At 38.1% G+C, this 18,275-nt stretch carries 20 protein-coding genes, 1 pseudogene and 3 riboswitches; of the genes and pseudogenes, 10 read left to right on the top strand and 11 right to left on the bottom strand.

All coding sequences use genetic code 11. From position 1 onward, the window contains the following. The first annotated feature begins 63 nt into the window (after nt 1-63). Together JFU24_RS09120 and JFU24_RS09115 are read left to right on the top strand one after the other, a co-directional pair. A complete protein-coding gene (locus JFU24_RS09120; protein ID WP_056530792.1) occupies nt 64-849 on the top strand; it encodes a serine hydrolase in 786 nt (261 codons plus the stop codon). A gap of 211 nt (nt 850-1,060) precedes the next feature. Then, entirely contained in the window at nt 1,061-1,639 is a 579-nt protein-coding gene (locus JFU24_RS09115) for a YdcF family protein (protein WP_242485310.1), read from the top strand. A gap of 68 nt (nt 1,640-1,707) precedes the next feature. Here JFU24_RS09115 and JFU24_RS09110 read toward each other — a convergent pair whose 3' ends face one another. After that, the gene (locus JFU24_RS09110) at nt 1,708-1,872 is read right to left on the bottom strand and encodes a hypothetical protein (protein ID WP_201249868.1); all 165 of its coding nucleotides are present in this window, start codon (nt 1,870-1,872) and stop codon (nt 1,708-1,710) included. Nucleotides 1,873-2,257: 385 nt separating this feature from the next. Between JFU24_RS09110 and cspC the strand changes: the two genes are divergently transcribed. Next, complete coding sequence (gene cspC / locus JFU24_RS09105) at nt 2,258-2,458, top strand: cold shock protein CspC (RefSeq protein WP_010331195.1); 201 nt, start codon at nt 2,258-2,260, stop codon at nt 2,456-2,458. Nucleotides 2,459-2,589: 131 nt separating this feature from the next. Here the strand turns inward: cspC and JFU24_RS09100 are convergent, their stop codons facing one another. Beyond that, nucleotides 2,590-2,757: a hypothetical protein gene (locus tag JFU24_RS09100; RefSeq protein ID WP_162878786.1), complete on the bottom strand. Its 168-nt coding sequence runs from the start codon at nt 2,755-2,757 to the stop codon at nt 2,590-2,592. A 591-nt stretch (nt 2,758-3,348) separates the two neighbouring features. Here JFU24_RS09100 and JFU24_RS09095 point away from each other — a divergent pair. Next, nucleotides 3,349-3,597: a hypothetical protein gene (locus JFU24_RS09095; protein ID WP_201221602.1), complete on the top strand. Its 249-nt coding sequence runs from the start codon at nt 3,349-3,351 to the stop codon at nt 3,595-3,597. A gap of 309 nt (nt 3,598-3,906) precedes the next feature. Here JFU24_RS09095 and JFU24_RS09090 read toward each other — a convergent pair whose 3' ends face one another. Next, nucleotides 3,907-5,139 carry an aminopeptidase gene (locus tag JFU24_RS09090; protein WP_201249867.1) on the bottom strand — a complete coding sequence of 411 codons (1,233 nt, stop codon included), beginning with the start codon at nt 5,137-5,139 and terminating at the stop codon, nt 3,907-3,909. Nucleotides 5,140-5,579: 440 nt separating this feature from the next. Beyond that, a complete protein-coding gene (locus tag JFU24_RS09085; protein WP_201249866.1) occupies nt 5,580-7,067 on the bottom strand; it encodes an aldehyde dehydrogenase family protein in 1,488 nt (495 codons plus the stop codon). 298 nt (nt 7,068-7,365) lie between these two features. Between JFU24_RS09085 and JFU24_RS09080 the strand changes: the two genes are divergently transcribed. After that, nucleotides 7,366-8,571: an MFS transporter gene (locus JFU24_RS09080; RefSeq protein ID WP_201181724.1), complete on the top strand. Its 1,206-nt coding sequence runs from the start codon at nt 7,366-7,368 to the stop codon at nt 8,569-8,571. 39 nt (nt 8,572-8,610) lie between these two features. Here the strand turns inward: JFU24_RS09080 and thiE are convergent, their stop codons facing one another. From thiE to tenA, 5 genes are read right to left on the bottom strand one after another with little or no spacing between them, the layout of a single operon-like run. Continuing rightward, nucleotides 8,611-9,243 (bottom strand): thiamine phosphate synthase, encoded by a 633-nt coding sequence (thiE, locus tag JFU24_RS09075; protein WP_201249865.1) that lies wholly within the window; start codon nt 9,241-9,243, stop codon nt 8,611-8,613. Further along, entirely contained in the window at nt 9,224-10,039 is an 816-nt protein-coding gene (gene thiM, locus JFU24_RS09070) for a hydroxyethylthiazole kinase (protein ID WP_201181718.1), read from the bottom strand. Before thiM ends, thiE begins: the two co-directional genes overlap by 20 nt. Beyond that, complete coding sequence (gene thiD / locus JFU24_RS09065; RefSeq protein WP_053345073.1) at nt 10,036-10,842, bottom strand: bifunctional hydroxymethylpyrimidine kinase/phosphomethylpyrimidine kinase; 807 nt, start codon at nt 10,840-10,842, stop codon at nt 10,036-10,038. Before thiD ends, thiM begins: the two co-directional genes overlap by 4 nt. Beyond that, entirely contained in the window at nt 10,811-11,332 is a 522-nt protein-coding gene (thiW, locus tag JFU24_RS09060; protein WP_053347998.1) for an energy coupling factor transporter S component ThiW, read from the bottom strand. Before thiW ends, thiD begins: the two co-directional genes overlap by 32 nt. A 15-nt stretch (nt 11,333-11,347) precedes the next feature. Beyond that, nucleotides 11,348-12,037, bottom strand: coding sequence for a thiaminase II (tenA, locus tag JFU24_RS09055; RefSeq protein WP_201181714.1), 690 nt, complete (start codon nt 12,035-12,037; stop codon nt 11,348-11,350). A gap of 118 nt (nt 12,038-12,155) precedes the next feature. Beyond that, nucleotides 12,156-12,245: riboswitch (TPP riboswitch) on the bottom strand. 79 nt (nt 12,246-12,324) lie between these two features. Next, nucleotides 12,325-12,428, bottom strand: a riboswitch (TPP riboswitch). A 158-nt stretch (nt 12,429-12,586) separates the two neighbouring features. Then, nucleotides 12,587-12,691, top strand: a riboswitch (SAM riboswitch). Between the two features lie 146 nt (nt 12,692-12,837). Between tenA and JFU24_RS09050 the strand changes: the two genes are divergently transcribed. Together JFU24_RS09050 and JFU24_RS31285 are read left to right on the top strand one after the other, a co-directional pair. After that, the gene (locus JFU24_RS09050; RefSeq protein ID WP_082527750.1) at nt 12,838-13,053 is read left to right on the top strand and encodes a Fur-regulated basic protein FbpA; all 216 of its coding nucleotides are present in this window, start codon (nt 12,838-12,840) and stop codon (nt 13,051-13,053) included. 347 nt (nt 13,054-13,400) lie between these two features. After that, nucleotides 13,401-13,475: pseudogene (locus tag JFU24_RS31285) on the top strand (Spo0E family sporulation regulatory protein-aspartic acid phosphatase); the annotation flags it as partial. Nucleotides 13,476-13,609: 134 nt separating this feature from the next. Here JFU24_RS31285 and JFU24_RS09040 read toward each other — a convergent pair. Next, complete coding sequence (locus tag JFU24_RS09040) at nt 13,610-14,116, bottom strand: GNAT family N-acetyltransferase (protein WP_201221588.1); 507 nt, start codon at nt 14,114-14,116, stop codon at nt 13,610-13,612. Nucleotides 14,117-14,438: 322 nt separating this feature from the next. On the opposite strand from JFU24_RS09040, the gene JFU24_RS09035 reads away from it, so the two are divergent. Beyond that, a complete protein-coding gene (locus tag JFU24_RS09035) occupies nt 14,439-15,044 on the top strand; it encodes a DUF459 domain-containing protein (protein WP_201249864.1) in 606 nt (201 codons plus the stop codon). A 93-nt stretch (nt 15,045-15,137) separates the two neighbouring features. Here JFU24_RS09035 and JFU24_RS09030 read toward each other — a convergent pair whose 3' ends face one another. Continuing rightward, nucleotides 15,138-16,952, bottom strand: coding sequence for an ABC transporter ATP-binding protein (locus JFU24_RS09030; protein WP_201249863.1), 1,815 nt, complete (start codon nt 16,950-16,952; stop codon nt 15,138-15,140). Nucleotides 16,953-17,165: 213 nt separating this feature from the next. On the opposite strand from JFU24_RS09030, the gene JFU24_RS09025 reads away from it, so the two are divergent. Further along, nucleotides 17,166-17,648, top strand: coding sequence for a DinB family protein (locus JFU24_RS09025; RefSeq protein ID WP_201181706.1), 483 nt, complete (start codon nt 17,166-17,168; stop codon nt 17,646-17,648). Nucleotides 17,649-17,722: 74 nt separating this feature from the next. After that, nucleotides 17,723-18,271 (top strand): M15 family metallopeptidase, encoded by a 549-nt coding sequence (locus JFU24_RS09020; protein ID WP_342214679.1) that lies wholly within the window; start codon nt 17,723-17,725, stop codon nt 18,269-18,271. The last annotated feature ends 4 nt before the right edge of the window (nt 18,272-18,275 follow it).

The following is an 18,275-nucleotide window of genomic DNA, read 5'->3' as shown; positions in this document are numbered from 1 at the left end:
AGAATAAGTAAGGGGAGTTTTTAATAGTTAATTTGTTGAAATCTTAAGGGGGAAAGAGAATCGATGACTTTACAAACTATAGAGCACGAAATCTTAGCATTAGTTGAAACATTTGATGGAAGAATTGCTTATAAAATTGAAAATGCCGATGGAGATACTATCAGCTATCACGATGATGAATCCTTCCAATCAGCGAGTTTGATCAAAATACCAATGATAATCGAAGGCTATCGTCAAAGTGAAGAAAAGAAAATCTACTTAAATCAGCCGGTGACCATTCCGCCTAATGAAGTGACTGGAGGATCGGGCGTCCTGCACGTCTTATCGAATAAAGTATTTTTAACCGTTGAGGATTTATTGACTTTGATGATAACTGTATCTGATAATACATCCACGAATATGATGATGACTTTGCTAGGTCATGATGAAATTAATCAATGCATCAAAGAACTTGGTCTGAAAAATACTATTCTCGGGCGCAGAATGCAGGATTTCAAAGCATTAAAGGAAGGGCGGGATAATACAATCTCGGCTGAAGATACGATTACCTGCCTAAAAGCCATACATACAGGCGACTTTTTAACGAAAGAAAGCCAGGAAAAAATCTTACGAGCTTTTGACAATCAGCAATTAAGAGATAAACTCCCATCACTAATGGGGAAAGGGGTAAAGGTCGCAAGCAAAACGGGCGCAATTCGGGGCGTTGCACATGATTGTGCGATCATTCGTTCAGAATTTCAAACCGTTTATGCTGTCGTCCTTACCGAAGATATGAAATCAGAGGATGAAAGCCGTCAAGTCATCAGTAAAATTGGTAAATTGATTTATGATGACATAATGGCTGAATAGAATAACCTTTATTAGTATTAGAATGTTTGTGGTCTTTGCGATAGAATCGGGTTGAGTAAGCTTAGTCCTTAAGGCCATTCTAAGTGCAATAACGCGGGAAGTCACGTTGATTTCCCGCTATTGTGCGTCTACAGCATTTGGTTATAGTTATGTGGTGAGTTATGGTAAAACATGTTATATAATGGATAGAAAATGAAACGGGGAAGTAGTTTTGAAAAAGGCGGTAAAATTTGTTGTAATTGGTGTTGTTGCTTTACTAGTGTATTTTGGGGTTTTACATATGAAAATTCAAGAGAGCAGTCATCAGCCAATTCCTGAAGATGCCAGTTACCTTATTGTCCTTGGGGCCAGGGTTAAAGGAACAGTTCCATCATTATCTTTACAATACCGGATTGATAAGGCTGCTGATTATTTAAAAGCAAATAAAAATACGATAGCCATTGTATCGGGCGGCAAAGGTCCTGGCGAAGATATTTCAGAAGCTCAGGCAATGCAGCAAGAGTTAATCAATCAGGGAATTGAAGAGGCAAGGATCATTATGGAAGACAAATCAACAACAACCATTGAAAATATTGCTTACTCAAAAGATCTTATTCCGAATCCAACAGCTACAGGATTGATTGTTACTAATGATTTCCATATCTATCGTGCGGTGGAAATGGCCAAAAGCGTAGGCTTGGACATGACCGGGATACCAGCAAAGACACCAAAAGTGGTCCTGGTCAAATCTTATATTCGTGAATATCTGGCCATTACCAAATACTATTTGACAGAGCTGTTTGGAATTTAACTATTCCTGAACATAAATTCTAAATCGAAATCCCTCCCCTGCACGGTGGGGGGCTTCTTAATTGTAGGTTATTCAACATCAGGCACTTCCCAAAATTCTTTCACTTGATAGATTTGCTCAAGTGTCTTGTACAGGGAATGCCTAGTATATGAAACCTCGACTCTTTCATCAGCATCAACTTCTTCTATATCTATATTATCAACAAAACCAATTTGGTCATCGATTTCCTTCAAAAAAAAATCCAAGTGCTTCATAACCGCTATATGCTACGATTACCTTACTGTCAAAACCGCATATTTCATTGATAGACCTCCTAGTTATTTGCTCTTATTGAATGTAAATAGTACTGTTTCCTATACACTGATATGGCCCGTTCATCCTTATCTGAACCATATAATTGGAAGGAAATGAAAAAATGCGATGTCACAAGCAGAAATAGAATGAATGAAATAACTCTTGCGAATTTAAAATATCACCAGATAATTTGCTATCTTTATCATTTCATGTTACTCTAATAAAGAATTGTTTTTGATTGTGGGAGAGCATACTAGTTATTGTCTTAACCAAACGATCAAAAATAGTAATACATTGTGTGTTAAGCACTAGGAGGCAACAAAAATGGAACAAGGTACAGTTAAATGGTTTAATGCAGAAAAAGGTTTTGGATTTATCGAGCGTGAAAATGGAGACGACGTATTCGTACATTTCTCAGCTATCCAAAGCGAAGGCTTCAAATCTTTAGACGAAGGTCAAAAAGTAACTTTCGACGTTGAGCAAGGTGCTCGTGGAGCTCAAGCAGCTAACGTTCAAAAAGCTTAATTTTAAAATTAAATTGTAACCTATATGAACAGACTCCTCGATGGGAGTCTGTTCTTTATTGTGGGAAAAAGACAAAGAAAAACCCTACTAATATGGTAGGGTTTTTTTGTGCGTATTGTAAAATCAAAATCTTACGCCTTTTTTAATTCTTCTTCAAAGAAAAAAGTAGTTGGATGTTCTTTGACAGTATAAGAATATCTTTTCATGTTTTTTACATATGCCCATTTATTAATTGTTACTAATTCATCAGTATCTTGAATAGTTACTGTTTCACCGCTATTATACTTATTGCTTTTCAATATATGCACCCTCTTTACTAATAGTATAACATATTTCACAATAAAAAATGTGTCCAAGATATTCCATGGGATATTATGTGATTCATGTGTATTGACAAAAAAATGAAGTTCTGGTTTAAGCTGATAAACATGCTTAAAAGCGTGAGATTACTGTTAGAACGGAGCTTATTGATTTGAATAAAGATAATTGTAACCAAATGTGACCAGAAAAGGAGAGATAATCTTTATGGTCAACCATTCTATCGTTCACTTACAAAAAACCTCAATACTTAAACTTCCCGTTCTTCTTAAATGAATGCTATCCCCGAAATCGGCAAATTGTGACAAAGGTCGTACTCCCAAACTTCATTAGTAGTTCAGTTTCAGCGGTATGCGTGATAATTTGAGCTTTCGTTTCAACAACTTGGCAGTTTCAAGGCGTTCTTGGATTTTCAGTTTCTCGCTCGTTTCCTTTTGAATAAGTAGCTGAGGTTTTTCTTGAATAATCATCAGATAATAAATCTGCCTCTTTTTTGTGTAGCATGACAAAAGAATGAACCAAGCTGTCTGAAGTTGCATTAAATATATTAACAACGAAAAGAGGTGAATTATATGTCTGTTATTCCTACTACTGTGGATGTAGTTACGATTCTTTGGGAAAGAACTTCGTTAATACCTTTAACTCAGCAAACAATTGTACAAGCTACAGTGATTGGAAGTGCTGCTCCTTGCGATAACACTTTAAATCCTGGTGATTGTTTCATTGCTGCTGTACTTTGTTTACTTGGAAATGGATTTGTACAAGTATTGAACCTTGACTCTGGTCTAACCGGAGTTGCCGTGTTCATCCGTTTACGCTAGGATATTAATTTGAGGACAAAGTATTTTTGATTTAAAATACTTTGTCTTTTTATATATACATAAACCCCACCAGTCATTAAGATTGGTGGGGTTTATCCATTTTACTAATACAGGAATGCTAAGAAGGACGCGGAACATTATCTTAGTGACTATTCAAATTACGTTAGACAAGTGTAGCCACGTGCTTCCTAGTATGTAGAAACACGTGGCTGATGAACTTGATAATTTGTTTCGTAAAGAAATGTGACCATTTCTGTGAGCACTCAAGGTTTTTTTTGACGTTCAAACCCTTCTATATCAATGCTCTTCTTAAAACGCCCAATCCCCATTACGGAAGACAGGTTCGCTTGTGCCGTCCTGTTTGATTCCTTCAATGTTCATTTTATCAGAACCAATCATGAAATCTACATGGGCAAGGCTTTCGTTAAGTCCATTTTCTGCAAGCTCTTCTGGACTCATGGTTTTTCCGCCTTCAATACAGAAAGCATAAGAGCTTCCAATCGCTAAATGGTTAGACGCATTTTCATCAAATAAAGTATTGAAAAATAACACATTCGATTGAGAAATTGGAGAGTTGAAAGGAACAAGTGCTACCTCTCCTAGATAGTGGGAGCCTTCATCGGTTTCAACTAATTGCTTTAGAATTTCTTCGCCTTCTTCAGCTTTTACTTCAATGATGCGGCCATCCTTAAAGGTCACAGAGAAGTTATCAATGATGTTTCCTCCGTAACTAAGCGGTTTGGTACTCGAAACCGTACCGTTTACACCCGTTTTTAATGGAACCGTGAACACTTCTTCAGTTGGCATGTTAGCCATGAATTCATGCCCCTTTTCGTTAATGCTGCCTGCTCCGACCCAAAGATGTTTGTCAGGTAACTCAATTGTTAAATCTGTTCCAGGAGCCGTGTAATGCAATTTTTGGTAATGTTTTTCATTTAAATAATTAACTTTTTCATGAAGCGTGTCGTCGTGCTTTTTCCATGCCTCTACAGGGTCCGTCACATCAACACGAACAGCTTTGAAAATGGCTTCCCACAGTTTATCAATGCGTTTTTCTTCTGCTTCATCAGAGAACACCTTATCAGCCCAAGCCTTTGAAGGCACCGCGACTATCGACCAGCTCACTTTATCGGATTGCATATATTGACGCCACTTTTTCAGTGCAGTACCAGATGCCTTTTGGAAGTTTGCAATCCTTTCAGGTTTTACACTTTTTAATAAGTCTGGGCTCGAGGAGATGACAGATAGATAAGCAGCACCGTTTTCTGCAAGTTCAATCGTCTCTTTTGCACGCCACTCTGGATACTCGTTGAACACCTCATCCGGTGCCAACTCGTATTTGGTGCGTCCGACGATATCGTCATTCCAATTAACAATGACATTACGCGCGCCGCTTTCATAAGCTTTTTTTACAATAATTCGGACAAGATCAGCGCCCTCTAATGTAGTGTTCACCACAAGAGTTTGTCCTTGTTGAATATTGACGCCAACTTTAACAGCAAGTTCTGCATATTTTTCTAAATTTGTTTGAAATTCACTCATCATTTATAAACTCCTTTTCCATTTTCTACATTTATAATTGTACTGATTGTTTATTAAAAAAGAAACTTTTTACTCCATTGTATAGAAAAAACAGTGCGGAATATATTGTAACTCAATAAAGGAGGAGTATATCTTAATTAGGAAGAAGCTGAATTCAAACCCCAGTGGGTTGGACTCAGCTTCATAAGAATATTAATTACAGCTGGTGATGGAGCTAAAGTTGGCCATTAATCTTCTCAGTTAAATCATAGGAGAACGTTATGTGGACCATGATATACTGAAAAATTAATAGCAATTTCAAACTTAGGAAAAAATGCCTCCTTTTTATAACTATTATTGTAAATAGGTAAAGACTCTAAAGTGATTATCCAAATAAAAATGTGTGAACTATAAGAAAGAGGGTCCCCTTTGAGACCCTCTCTTTAAAATCACATAAAAAATTACTTATTTAGATTGACCCAGACGCTTTTTACTTCAGTATAGTTATCAAGTGCATAGGATCCCATTTCACGTCCGATTCCAGATTGTTTGTAACCACCGAATGGGGAAGCTGCATCAAATGCGTTATAACAGTTCACCCAAACGGTACCTGCACGAAGTTTTCCTGCCACATAATGGGCATTGGCTAAATCACTTGTCCATAAACCGGCAGCTAATCCATATTCACTGGCATTGGCACGGTTAATAACATCGTCTAAATCCTCATAAGGCATTGCCGCAATAACCGGACCGAAAATCTCTTCTTTGGCAATTGTCATTTCCTCTTCTACACCAGCGAATATAGTAGGAGAAACAAAATAGCCTTCTTCACCCGGTTTACTTCCACCGACAAGGACTTCTGCACCTTGATTTTTCCCTTTTTCAATATAGCCAAGAACGCGGTTTTGCTGTTCCTGAGAAACAAGCGGTCCAATTTGTGTATTCGGATCTAAGCCTACCCCTTGTTTAATATTTTTAGCATGGCTAGCCATATCGGCAACAACATTATCATAGTGTTTCTTTTGAATATAAACCCGAGATCCGGCACAACATACCTGGCCTTGGTTAAACATAACACCATTCAAAGCACCAGGAATAGCTTTCGAGAAATCTGCATCTGGAAGGATAATGTTTGGTGATTTTCCGCCAAGTTCCAACGTGACACGTTTCAATGAATAGGAGGCAGAGCGCATGATTAGTTTTCCAACTTCAGTAGAACCGGTAAATGCAATTTTATTGACCTGTGGATGATCGACAAGAGCTTGTCCAGCTGTTTCACCAAAACCAGGAACGATATTGACGACTCCATCCGGGAAACCAGCCTCAGCGATTAGTTCAGCCAAATAAAGCGCAGATAATGGAGTTTGCTCAGCAGGTTTTAGAATAACTGTACAACCTGTAGCAAGTGCTGCACCGAGTTTCCACATCGCCATTAGGAGTGGGAAGTTCCAAGGGATGATTTGACCTACCACACCTACAGCTTCGTGTTTTGTGTAGTTAAAGTAATTTCCGCTTACCGGAATAGTCTGTCCAACAATCTTAGTCGACCAGCCGGCAAAATATCTCATATGTTCAATGGCTAATGGAATATCAGCATTGGTTGTTTCACTGATGGGTTTCCCATTATCCAATGTTTCTAACTGCGCAAGCTCTGTTTTATTTTCTTCCATTAAATCTGCTAGTTTATACATTAGCCTACTGCGGGCAGCTGCGCTCATCTTTGACCAAGGACCTTCATCGAATGCTTTGCGTGCTGCTTTAACGGCTAAGTCAATATCTTCTTTATCTGCTTCAAATACATCGGCAAGTTTTTGTCCTGTGGCAGGATTTGGAGTGGAGAAGGTTTTCTTTGAAACACTTTCTACAAATTGACCATTAATAAAAAGCTTTTTAGGTCCTGTTAAAAATTTTTGCAACTTTCCACTTACCTCTAACGTTAGATTTGTCATAATTACCCTCCTGAATATAATGGTTTAATTGGGCAAAACATGCTGACTTATTGATAACGCTTTGATTTATGCCAATTTTTATCATAAATGAAAAAAAAAGAATATTCAATCATTATTATTCGACATAATAATTATCTCAATAAACAACTAGTTATAAGTGTTTCTTCTTAATTTCACAAAGAAATATGTGTTTTTTGTCATGACATCTGTAAATACTATAGCGAAAATGATATTTAATAGTTAAAATTAAGAAGGGATAAAATAAATAGAAGTTCTAAAGTTTTTCAGGAGGATTCATATGGGAAATAATGCGAAAATTATATCGCAACGTAAATTACTTGGTGTAGCGGGTCTCGGATGGATGTTTGATGCACTTGATGTGGGTATGCTTTCTTTCATTATTGTTGCGTTGAAACAGGAATGGAACTTAACCAGTGAACAGGTTGGGTGGATTGGCAGTATTAACTCCATTGGTATGGCTGTGGGGGCTGTTTTTTTTGGAGCAATGGCAGATAGGGTTGGACGAAAGAACGTCTTTATTATTACATTATTATTATTTTCTATTGCTAGCGGTTTGTCTGCAGCAGTCAGTACACTTAGTTTGTTCTTGATTTTGCGATTTTTGATTGGAATGGGGCTCGGAGGAGAACTTCCGGTTGCCTCGACACTTGTCTCTGAAAGTGTTGAAGCGAGTAAAAGGGGACAAGTTGTCGTGCTTCTTGAAAGTTTTTGGGCTGTTGGATGGATATTGGCAGCACTTATTTCTTTTTTCATCATTCCGGTCTATGGCTGGCGCGTTGCATTATTATTAAGTGCTGTTCCAGCTTTATATGCGCTTTATCTGCGTTTGAAACTACCAGATTCACCTAAGTATACGGAACTGGAAAAGAAGCAGAGGCCATCCGTACTCAATAATATGAAAAGCGTTTGGAAAAAGGAATATTCACGTCAGACCCTCGTGTTGTGGATTCTATGGTTTTGCGTGGTCTTCTCTTATTATGGAATGTTTTTATGGCTGCCAAGTGTCATGGTCTTAAAAGGCTTCAGTATGATTCAAAGCTTTGAATATGTCTTGATTATGACGCTAGCTCAGCTTCCAGGATACTTTTCAGCTGCATGGTTGATTGAGAAGATAGGACGTAAATTCGTTTTGATCACATACTTAATTGGAACGGCTGTCAGTGCATTTTTCTTTGGTTCAGCAGAAGAGTTAGCACTCTTAATCGTATCCGGGATGTTCCTATCATTCTTCAATTTAGGTGCATGGGGTGCGCTCTATGCGTATACTCCAGAACAGTATCCAACGGCAGTTCGAGGTACAGGTACTGGTTTAGCTGCTGGAATTGGTCGAATTGGCGGTGTCTTGGGACCATTGCTTGTCGGTTATTTAGTTGCTGCAGGTACACCAATTTCAACAATTTTCACTATATTTACAATTGCTATTTTAGTGGGGGCAGTTGTCGTAGCTTTTGGAAAAGAGACAAAGAATACTATTTTGACATAACATAAAAGAGAGGGACTAAATTTAGTCCCTCTCTTTTTATTACTTAAAGTCTTTTATTATGCTTAAAAGGAATTCAGCGGCATGCTGTGGACTATTTGCATTCATGATTGCGGAAACTACCGCTGTACCAGATACTCCACTTTCTGAAAGAGATGAGATATTTTCGGCGGTAATACCTCCGATAGCTACTGCAGGAATCGATATACTGCGGCAAATTTTCTCAAGTTCTCCGTTTGCCATTAAGGTTGCATCTTGCTTTGTTTTCGAAGGGAAAATAGAACCAACACCGATATAGTCCGCTCCATTTTGTTCGGCTTCGATAGCTTCTTCTAGAGTTGAGACTGATACACCGATAATCATATTGTCAGGCACTAATTGTTTGATGACTGAAAGTGGAAGGTCATCCTGTCCGATATGAACTCCGTCTGCTCCAACAGCAAGTGCTATATCTACCCGGTCATTAATGATCAGCGGAATAGAAAGTTCGTGTAGTAACTGTTTTAATGCAGAAGCTTTTTTATAAAAGGAGAGGGAGGAATTGTTTTTCTCTCTAAGTTGTACGATCGAGACTCCTCCAGAAACCGCCTCTGCTATGATTTTGGTCAAATCTTCTATTGCTATGGACTCTTCTGTCACTAAATATAGGCTTAAATCAATTTGAGACTTCTTCATATAATTTCACCTCATTTATCCAAATTTCCTTATCTATTCTTGATATCGCATCGATTAATCGCACACGAAACGTTCCAGTTCCTTCATCTTTTTGAAGTTTTGCAGCAGCAAGTTCCCCGGAAATGCTCATTGTTGAGATCCCGGCAACTGCCGCAGCATAGAAATTGTCTGTGACTCCGGAAAAAGTTCCGATAAGAGCAGTAGCCATACAGCCAGTACCTGTAACACTCGTTAATAGAGGATTACCATTATCGATAATGGACGTATTTTTACCATCGCTAACAGCATCTTTGGCGCCACTCACTACGACGACACAATGCAATTTATTAGCCGCACGTGCTGCCAGTTCTGCATTGCTAATCGCAAGTTCACCTGAATCCACTCCACGTGTAACGATATCCCCACCCATTAACCGATGGATTTCACTCGCATTTCCGCGGATGATTTGGAAGGTAACTTTCTTCAGGAGCTCTGCCACTTGTTCTGTACGATAGGAAGTTGCACCAACTCCCACTGGGTCCAAAATAACTGGGATATTAAGGGAATTCGCTGTCTTACCGGCAATCTCCATTGCTTCCAAGGCTTTATCATCAATCGTACCGAAGTTCAGGACCAGAGCATCAGCCAATTTGACCATCTCCTCGACTTCTCTTGGGCTAGATGTCATAACAGGTGAACCACCGATGGCAAGAGTGGCATTGGCACAGTCATTGACCGTAACAAAGTTAGTGATTTGGTGAACGAGCGGTTTACTTTCTCTGACCTGAAAGAATAAGTCTGAAACGGAAACATTCATATTAAATCACTCCTTTCTTCTTTTGAAAATGAATAAAAATGATGGACGGGTCCGTGCCCCTTACCGAGTGAAAAGCTATTTCGTATGGCTTCAGAAATATATGTCTTGGCTTGTTCAATGGATTGTCTTAAAGGTAGTCCGTTTGCCAGATTGGATGTAATGGCGGATGACAGAGTACAGCCTGTCCCATGGGTGTTTTTTGTATGAATGCGTTCTCCTTTAATCCAGAAAAAGTCAGTTCCGTCATAAAAAAGATCATTTGGATTCCCTGCTGAATGGCCTCCTTTAAGTAAAACCGCTTTTGCCCCAAGTTCTTTAATTGATATACAAGCCTCGTAAAAATCTTGCTTCGTTCGAATCGACAAGCCAGTAAGGACTTCGGCTTCGGGTACATTCGGTGTTACAAGTGTTGCAAGCGGCAGTAATTCTGTTTTTAAAGCAGAGACAGCTTTTTCATCGAGCAAATGATGGCCGCTTTTGGAAATCATGACAGGATCAAGGATAACGATTGCGGGTAAGAAGGTATTTAGAGACGCGGCGACTGTTTCAACTATTTCTTTTGATCCAAGCATACCTATTTTTACTGCATCGACGTGTATATCTTCAAAAATAGCTGCAATTTGATCCGTTATGATACCTGTATCTATAGCTTGTACTGAACGTACCTCCATTGTATTTTGTGCCGTTACAGCTGTAATGACAGACATTCCAAAAACCCCATGTGCAGAAAATGTTTTTAAATCAGCTTGTATTCCAGCACCGCCCCCTGAGTCAGAGCCTGCGATGGTTAACGCTGTTTTCATAAAAAAACCCCTTCATATAATTATTTTTTAAAAGTATTTTCAGTAAAATGAAAGCTAAAATGGCACCTGCGAATGAACTAAGCATAAAAGCTGGTAAAAAACCAAAAATAGCTGCTTTTTCTCCCAATAGGAGGACAGCAAGGGGATAACAAGCTAGGGATCCAAGAATGCCGGTCCCTATCACTTCCCCTAAACAAGCGAATTTCAAGCTTTGTGTTTTTCGATAAAGGACGGCAGCCAATAGTGCACCGATCATGCTGCCAGGAAAGGCGAAAATTGAACCTGTACCAGACATGTTTCTAATGATGGAAACTAAAAAAGCTTGTGTTACCGCATAAGCCGGTCCCAATAAAACGGCTGTCATGACATTTGCCAGATGCTGAATCGGAAAGATTTTTGCAAATCCGGCCGGGATGAAAATGAATGAACTAGTTATGGTAGTAATGGCCGTGATCATGGCAGTCAACGTCATTTTCTTGATTGGATTCATCATCATGCCAACATCCTACAGTGGCCAATCCTGCTCATTTTGAACCATATCCCAGAATAAATATTCATAACGGGAAGTCACCAAAAAATGCTTCTCTAATCTAAGAAGTTCCTTTTCAGGCATGCCTTCTGTTAACTCTTCCAACAAAGCAATCAGCCATTTGTGTGCTTCACCGAATTCAGGAGACGAATATGATTTAATCCAATCAGCATAGCGATTGTTTTCTAATGCTTCACCATTTTGTTCTTTTAATAGCAAACCGATCTCATAATAATCCCAGGCGCATGGAAGGAGGCAGGCTATCAGGTCGGCCAAAGTCCCATTTTGGGCTGCATTTAGCATGTAACCCGTATAAGCTAGAGTGGTTGGAGTAGGTTCTGTATTTTCCAATTCGATTGAGCTGATTCCGAACTCCAAAGCATAATGTCGATGGATATCCATTTCTACTTGAAGGGTTTCATTCAAAATACTTGCAAACTTAGCCATGGTTTCGAGATTATGAGCTTTGATGACTCCTAACGCAAAGAGTTTGGAATAATCCATAAGATAGATATAGTCCTGCTTTAGGTAATAGGCAAATTTCTTTTCTGAAAGCGTCCCATCTCCAATCGCCTGAACAAAGGGATGTGTATGGTTCCTTTTCCAGATTCCTTTTGCCCGTTCATGAAGTCTATCACTGAAGGTTTCTAATTTTGTATTCTCCATGGTACATCCTCCTTGAAATTTAAAATTTACTAAAATTGTAAAGTGTGCATACACTATCTGATCAACAAAAAAACCGCTCTCTGAAAGAAAGCGGCTGTTACCGAGGAAGAAGCAAATTCCTTCTTACAGCCTGCTTCCCTCCGCTGGTATGACCAGATCAGGTGCAAAGGGTTTGATTCTCAGCAAAAGTGCTCCCCTAGCAGTCTAATTATTCACCTTTTCCATCTGAAAAAAAAAACCGCTCCTGAAATACGGAGCGGGGCAGATGGATAAAGTCATGTGTTTAAAGACGATATCATCCACTTCCCTCCGCCGGTATGATCCGGTTCAGGTTCAAAGGGTCCGGAACAAATTCCATCTCAGTCTTAAAAAGACTCCCCTAGTGGTGTGAATGTATGTAATTACTGACATCATATCAGAAAGCCAGGAAATTGCAACCCAATTTGAATGGGGTCTATAGAGAATACCTATCAAAAAAAGGGAGAACCATGTGATTGACTTTTGAAGAATATTGGGATAAAATCATGTCTACATCATTTATATATTGAATTCTTATCCAGAGAGGTGGAGGGACTTGGCCCAAAGAAACCTCGGCAGCAGACCCATTTTGGGAACTGTGCTACATCCAACAAGCATACGCTTGGAAGATAAGAAGAGCCGAACGGACTACTGTAAGCCTCTTCTTGAATTAGAAGAGGCTTTTATTTTTGTGAAATAACGTTTAGTGACATAATAGAAAAGATATAATTTGGTGAAAATGATACCTGTTACTACAATTTAGCTCATATGAAGGCGGGCTGATGAAGACAAGGAAAGGAGCCATTTACATGGCAGAATTATTTAAGAGAATTGAACAGAGGAAGGCATTGCTGATTGAAGAGTTATTAGCGAATGGAGTTTATAAAACCTCTGATGAAAGACATCTTTATGATGTTCCTTTAAAAGTGCTTGAAGATGAATATAAGATTGTTATAAATAGACCTAATATCGAGTCTCCTTCAGAGTGGATGACATAGTAAGAGTTCTTAAAATACTTTACTATCTTAAAATATTATTTAATCTGATGAATATTATTAAAGCATTCGCAGTGTACATGAGTGAATGCTTTTTTATATTTGTCAAGAATATAAAATGTCACAAAAAATACACAAACAGGGAATAGAATAGGCTTTTTGTCACATTTACCTTGTGGAATAACACATTTTAATTTCCATATATGGTTGATTTTAACTACTTATTTCTTTATCATAAAAGATGTAAGAAAATTGAATAAATAGGAAGTGACTATAGATGCCCCCACAGATAACCGTAGAAAGAATAGAAGAAAAGAGACGGGAAATGATTAAATTGGCAGACTGATTATGGTTTTACAAGCCTTCTAACTGTTCAAGCAAGTCAAGAATTGGATTCGCTGTTAAATGCTATAACAAATAAATGAAAATCACAATATTTTTTGCTTAAGAAAGTTTATAGTGATTTTTAAATTTCGTCAGTGACTTTAAAATAGATTTCTTCATTGAAACTAAAAAAGGCTACTGCTGAATGAAGGCAATAGCTTTTAAATAATGAAATTCAAATATTAACACGCTTACCAAGGATTACTAAATCCCGTTCAATACCATCTAGCTCGGCAACTTGAGGTAAATGCGCCCATTCTTCAAAACCAAATTTAGAAAACAGTCTTATGCTCGGTGTATTGTGAGCAAATATGAAACCAAGTAGTGTCTTAACTCCTAATTTTGGACTCACTTCAATTGCCTTTTGAATCGAAATTTGTCCAATTCCTTTTCCCCGGAAATAATCATCAATATATATGCTGATCTCGGCAGTGGAATCATAGGCTGGCCTACCATAGAAAGATTGAAAACTCATCCATCCAGCAGTTTTTCCTTCGAATGTAATAATATAAAGCGGTCGTTTTTCTGAATGATGTTCCTCAAACCATTTAAGCCTCGATTGCACTGAAACAGGTTCTGTATCTGCAGTGACCATCCTTGAAGCAATAGTCGAATTATATATTTCGACTACTCTTGGTAAATCTGTTAGTTCTGCATCCCTAAAATCTATATACTGATCCATCATTTTAACTCCTATCCTTATTATGTATACAATCTCCAGAAACATGGGATTCCCACCCTATTTATGAATAAAAGGAGGTTGACGAAAATCCGTTCCATTGAATGCTTTTATTGTATCATACACTTTTTACAGTTTATCTGACAATTCATTTTTTTGCATGTTAAGTATGTTCATTTTTGGGGTAATTACAAGATAAAATACTTCATAGTAAATACATTACATAAGGAGAAACAAATGAAAAAAATAGTAGGTTTATTTGTAATTGTACTAGTTATTTGTTTTGTCTGCATATAAGTTTCAGGCTTCAGAGTCGGAAGATGTGATGGCTTTTGGAGATTCGTTAACCTATGGAAAAGGTGATAAGGATGGGGAAGGTTATGTAGAAGGTCTGGAGGATGAATTGAATAACCCTGATTCTGAAAAAAAGGTCCGTTTTTGGAATTACGGTATTAAAGGCCAGGAAACAGATGGTGTCATTGATCAGCTTGAAGATAATCAAATTAACACGAAATTGGACAAAGCCGACACGTTTATTGTTTATATTGGAACAAACGACTTGATTAACAGTAATGGAGGTAACTTGAAAAAAATAAGTGATCAAAAAATAAATGATGGTAAACGAGAGTATATCGACCATCTAAATAAGATTCTTTCTACACTATTAAAGAAAAACAAAAAAGCGGATATACTTGTAGTTGGGCTGTATAATCCAAAAAAAGATGATCAACGACTTGAAAAGCACGTTCATGATTATAACAAATCAGTAAACGAGGTAGTAGAAGAGGATAAAAGAATGATATTTATCCCTACTAATGATTTATTTGAAAATAAAAAGAAAAAAGAGTATTTCAGTGATAAAATTCATCCAAATGAAAAAGGGTATCAGCTCATTACCAATCGGATTTTAGAGAGCTATGATTTCAAATAAATTCAATAAAAGTGCACAGAAGTAATACTTCTGTGCACATGGCTTATTATATATAAATCGGACCCTGTTTCATTGAAGGCGGTTGTGCAGTTGTTATGTAATAGCCGCCTTCAATTGAGGGAATTGCAAGTCATGAAGCTGCCTATATCTGCCGTTACTTGTCAATAACTGTTCATGCGTTCCTTTTTCATGGACACTGCCTTTTTCAAGAACGATTATTTGGTCAGCATTTTGAACGGTTGATAATCTATGCGCAATGACAATTGAAGTCCGATTTACTAATAAACGTGACAATGCTTCCTGGATTAAATGCTCGGATTCCGTATCTAATGCTGCTGTCGCTTCATCGAGAATGATGATTTGTGGATTCTTCAAAAGTGCCCTAGCAATGGCGATTCGCTGCTTTTGTCCTCCTGAAAGTTTGACGCCTCGCTCTCCAATTTGAGAATCGTAACCATTTGGAAAGGCCCTGATAAAGTCATGAGCATTGGCTGCTTTAGCGGATTCAGTGATTTCATCGTCTGTTGCATCAAGTTTTCCATAAACGATGTTATCGCGGATTGAACCATTGAATAAAATGATATCCTGAGAAACAATCCCCATTTGGCTACGTATAGATTTCAACGACACATCACGGATATCAAGACCGTCCATTTTGATTGTTCCTTGTTGTGGATCATAAAATCGGATTAAAAGGTTTGTAATTGTCGATTTCCCTGCACCAGAAGAGCCGACGAGAGCTGTTATTTGACCAGCTTTCATCGTTAGGTTTAGATTGCTAAGAACCGGAACACTTTCATCATAAGCAAAATCAACTGATTGAAATTCAATTTGTTTTTTTATTGAAGGAAGCTCAATTGCATTTCCTTTGTCTCTGATTTCAGGTTGTGTTTCCATAATTTCTGTAATACGCTCAAAAGCTGCAGCTGACTGCTGGACAATGCTGATTACTCGGCTGAAATTGCGAACAGGACTCTGCAGTAATCTCAAATAGGCGAGGAAAGCTACTATTAATCCCACTGTAAATGCACCTTCCATCACTTGCCAAGCCCCAAACACAATAACAGCAACAAGACCAATATTGTTCAATAAATCGATAACCGGACCAAACATGGATCGCAGGCGAACCGATTTAATGTTAGCTACCATGTTTTCATGATTACGTTCTGCGAAACGTTTCGATTCAAATTCTTCATTGGTAAAAGATTGAATGAGTCGCATTCCAGAGATAGAATCCTGTAACTGGTTGCTGACATCTCCTGCAGAACTTTGAACAGACCTAAACGACATTCGAATACGTTTTCCAAATACCCTTGTGATATAGAACATGAACGGGAATGTAAAAAGAAGGACAATGGTCAGTTTCCAATTAATGAAAAGCATATAGACAGCGACTGCAACAAAAGTTACCATGTCTGTTACGACTTGCAGCATGCTTGAAGAGATGAGTTGTTGTAGTAAATTGACATCATTAGTCAGCCGTGACATTAAGTCACCCGTTCGGTTTTTATCAAAGAATTTCATATCCAGCCTTTGAATATGTTCATACATGCTATTTCGTAAATCCATAATCGCTTTTTGACCGACTTTGGAAACGATATAGCTGTTAAAGTAATTTAGTAAAGCTAATAAAATAGCAGCTCCAAGAATTCCTGTGCCTACCCAAATCAAGGAGTCATATTTTTTTTCGGGAATGATTTCATCAATCGTATACTGAGTCAACTGTGGGATGGAGAACTCAAGTAAAGAAATGAACAACATTATACATAATATCAAGGAAGAAAATTTCCATTTAGATGGGACACGATTAAACATTTGCCTTAGCATCGTCCAAATGCTTCCTTTGGAAGGCTTTGCATTAATGACGCTACGTCCTTTGTGGCTGAATGGGATATGTCCTCCGCTCATAACGATCACTCCTATTTTGACTATCTTTGATGAATTTTAAAAGTCATTTGTATTAGGTGAATAGTACCTTTATGACTATCATAGAGCTTTTCTAAAAATAGACAACTTTAAATCGGTTTTCTTCCTATCTAAAAGTGTTTTTATTTTACACCTTTATACAGAACATGGAATAATTGATGGAGTTTAACTAAGCTTTCGGGAGGAGATGCTAAAATGGAAGATAACAAAAAAATTAGGGAAGAACTATTAGAAGCGGTTAACAATTTATCGGATGAACAGCTGAATGCCCATCCAGAAGAAGGCCGCTGGAGCATTATCCAGGTATTGAATCATTTATATTTAATGGAGCGAGTGATAACAAAGAGTATTGCCGACAAGTTAAAAAGCGATGAGAGTATCCCTGCAGAAGATAAACCGATAGAGTATACTCTAAATCGTGAAGTGAAGGTCTCGGCGCCGCCATTTGTCATTCCATCAGAAGCATTTCAAACTTTGGACGAGGTTAAGAATAAATTGTCCGAATCCCGCCAGGCATTTATACAAGTTGTTGACAGCGCAAATGAAAAAGATCTTGAACAAAAGTCATTCCCTCATCCATTGTTTAAAGAATTAAGCTTGAAGCAATGGATTCCGTTTGTGGGTTTGCATGAAAAACGACATTTACTGCAAATAGAAGAATTGAAGTCAAAGTTATAATAGAAGAAAAACTCATCCGCTTTTGGTTGAGTTTTTCTCATTCAGACAGTTATTCGTAAAGGAAGGATTGTTCAGTGAAGGTTAACTGGGTAAAGGCATGTCTGATAATAGGCTTTTTCGGGTTACTGTTAGGGTTCATGCTTAAGCATTTGCTCCCCCCCGATCTAGATAAAATTAAACTGACTGACGAGTTGCATCCGATAGTCGCTGAAAAAAAAGAAAAGCTCATTCAACAGGCTAATGAAAAAGGTATCCTGGTAATCATAACGGCTGGATTCCGTACTTTAGAAGAGCAAAATGACCTCTATGAAAAAGGACGTTTAAAGTCTGGAAGCATTGTAACTAATGCAAGAGGAGGGGAGTCGCTTCATAATTTTGGATTGGCGATAGATTTTGCACTCCTTAACAAACAAGGGGAGGCTATTTGGAATATGGAATATGACGGCAACGATAATGGGGAATCGGATTGGATGGAAGTCGTCTCTATCGCGAAAGATTTAGGATTTGAATGGGGAGGAGATTGGTCAGGTTTTAAAGATTATCCTCATCTACAAATGACCTTTGGCTTGAGCTTACGAGAGCTACAACAGGTAAAGAGCCTACAGAACAGTAAAAGTGAATAAACGT

The organism is Peribacillus sp. TH27, assembly GCF_016650915.1.
GTDB classification, from domain to species: Bacteria; Bacillota; Bacilli; order Bacillales; family DSM-1321; genus Peribacillus; species Peribacillus butanolivorans.
The sequence above is the reverse complement of the archived record's forward strand: the minus strand, read 5'-3'. Positions and strand labels throughout refer to the sequence as shown.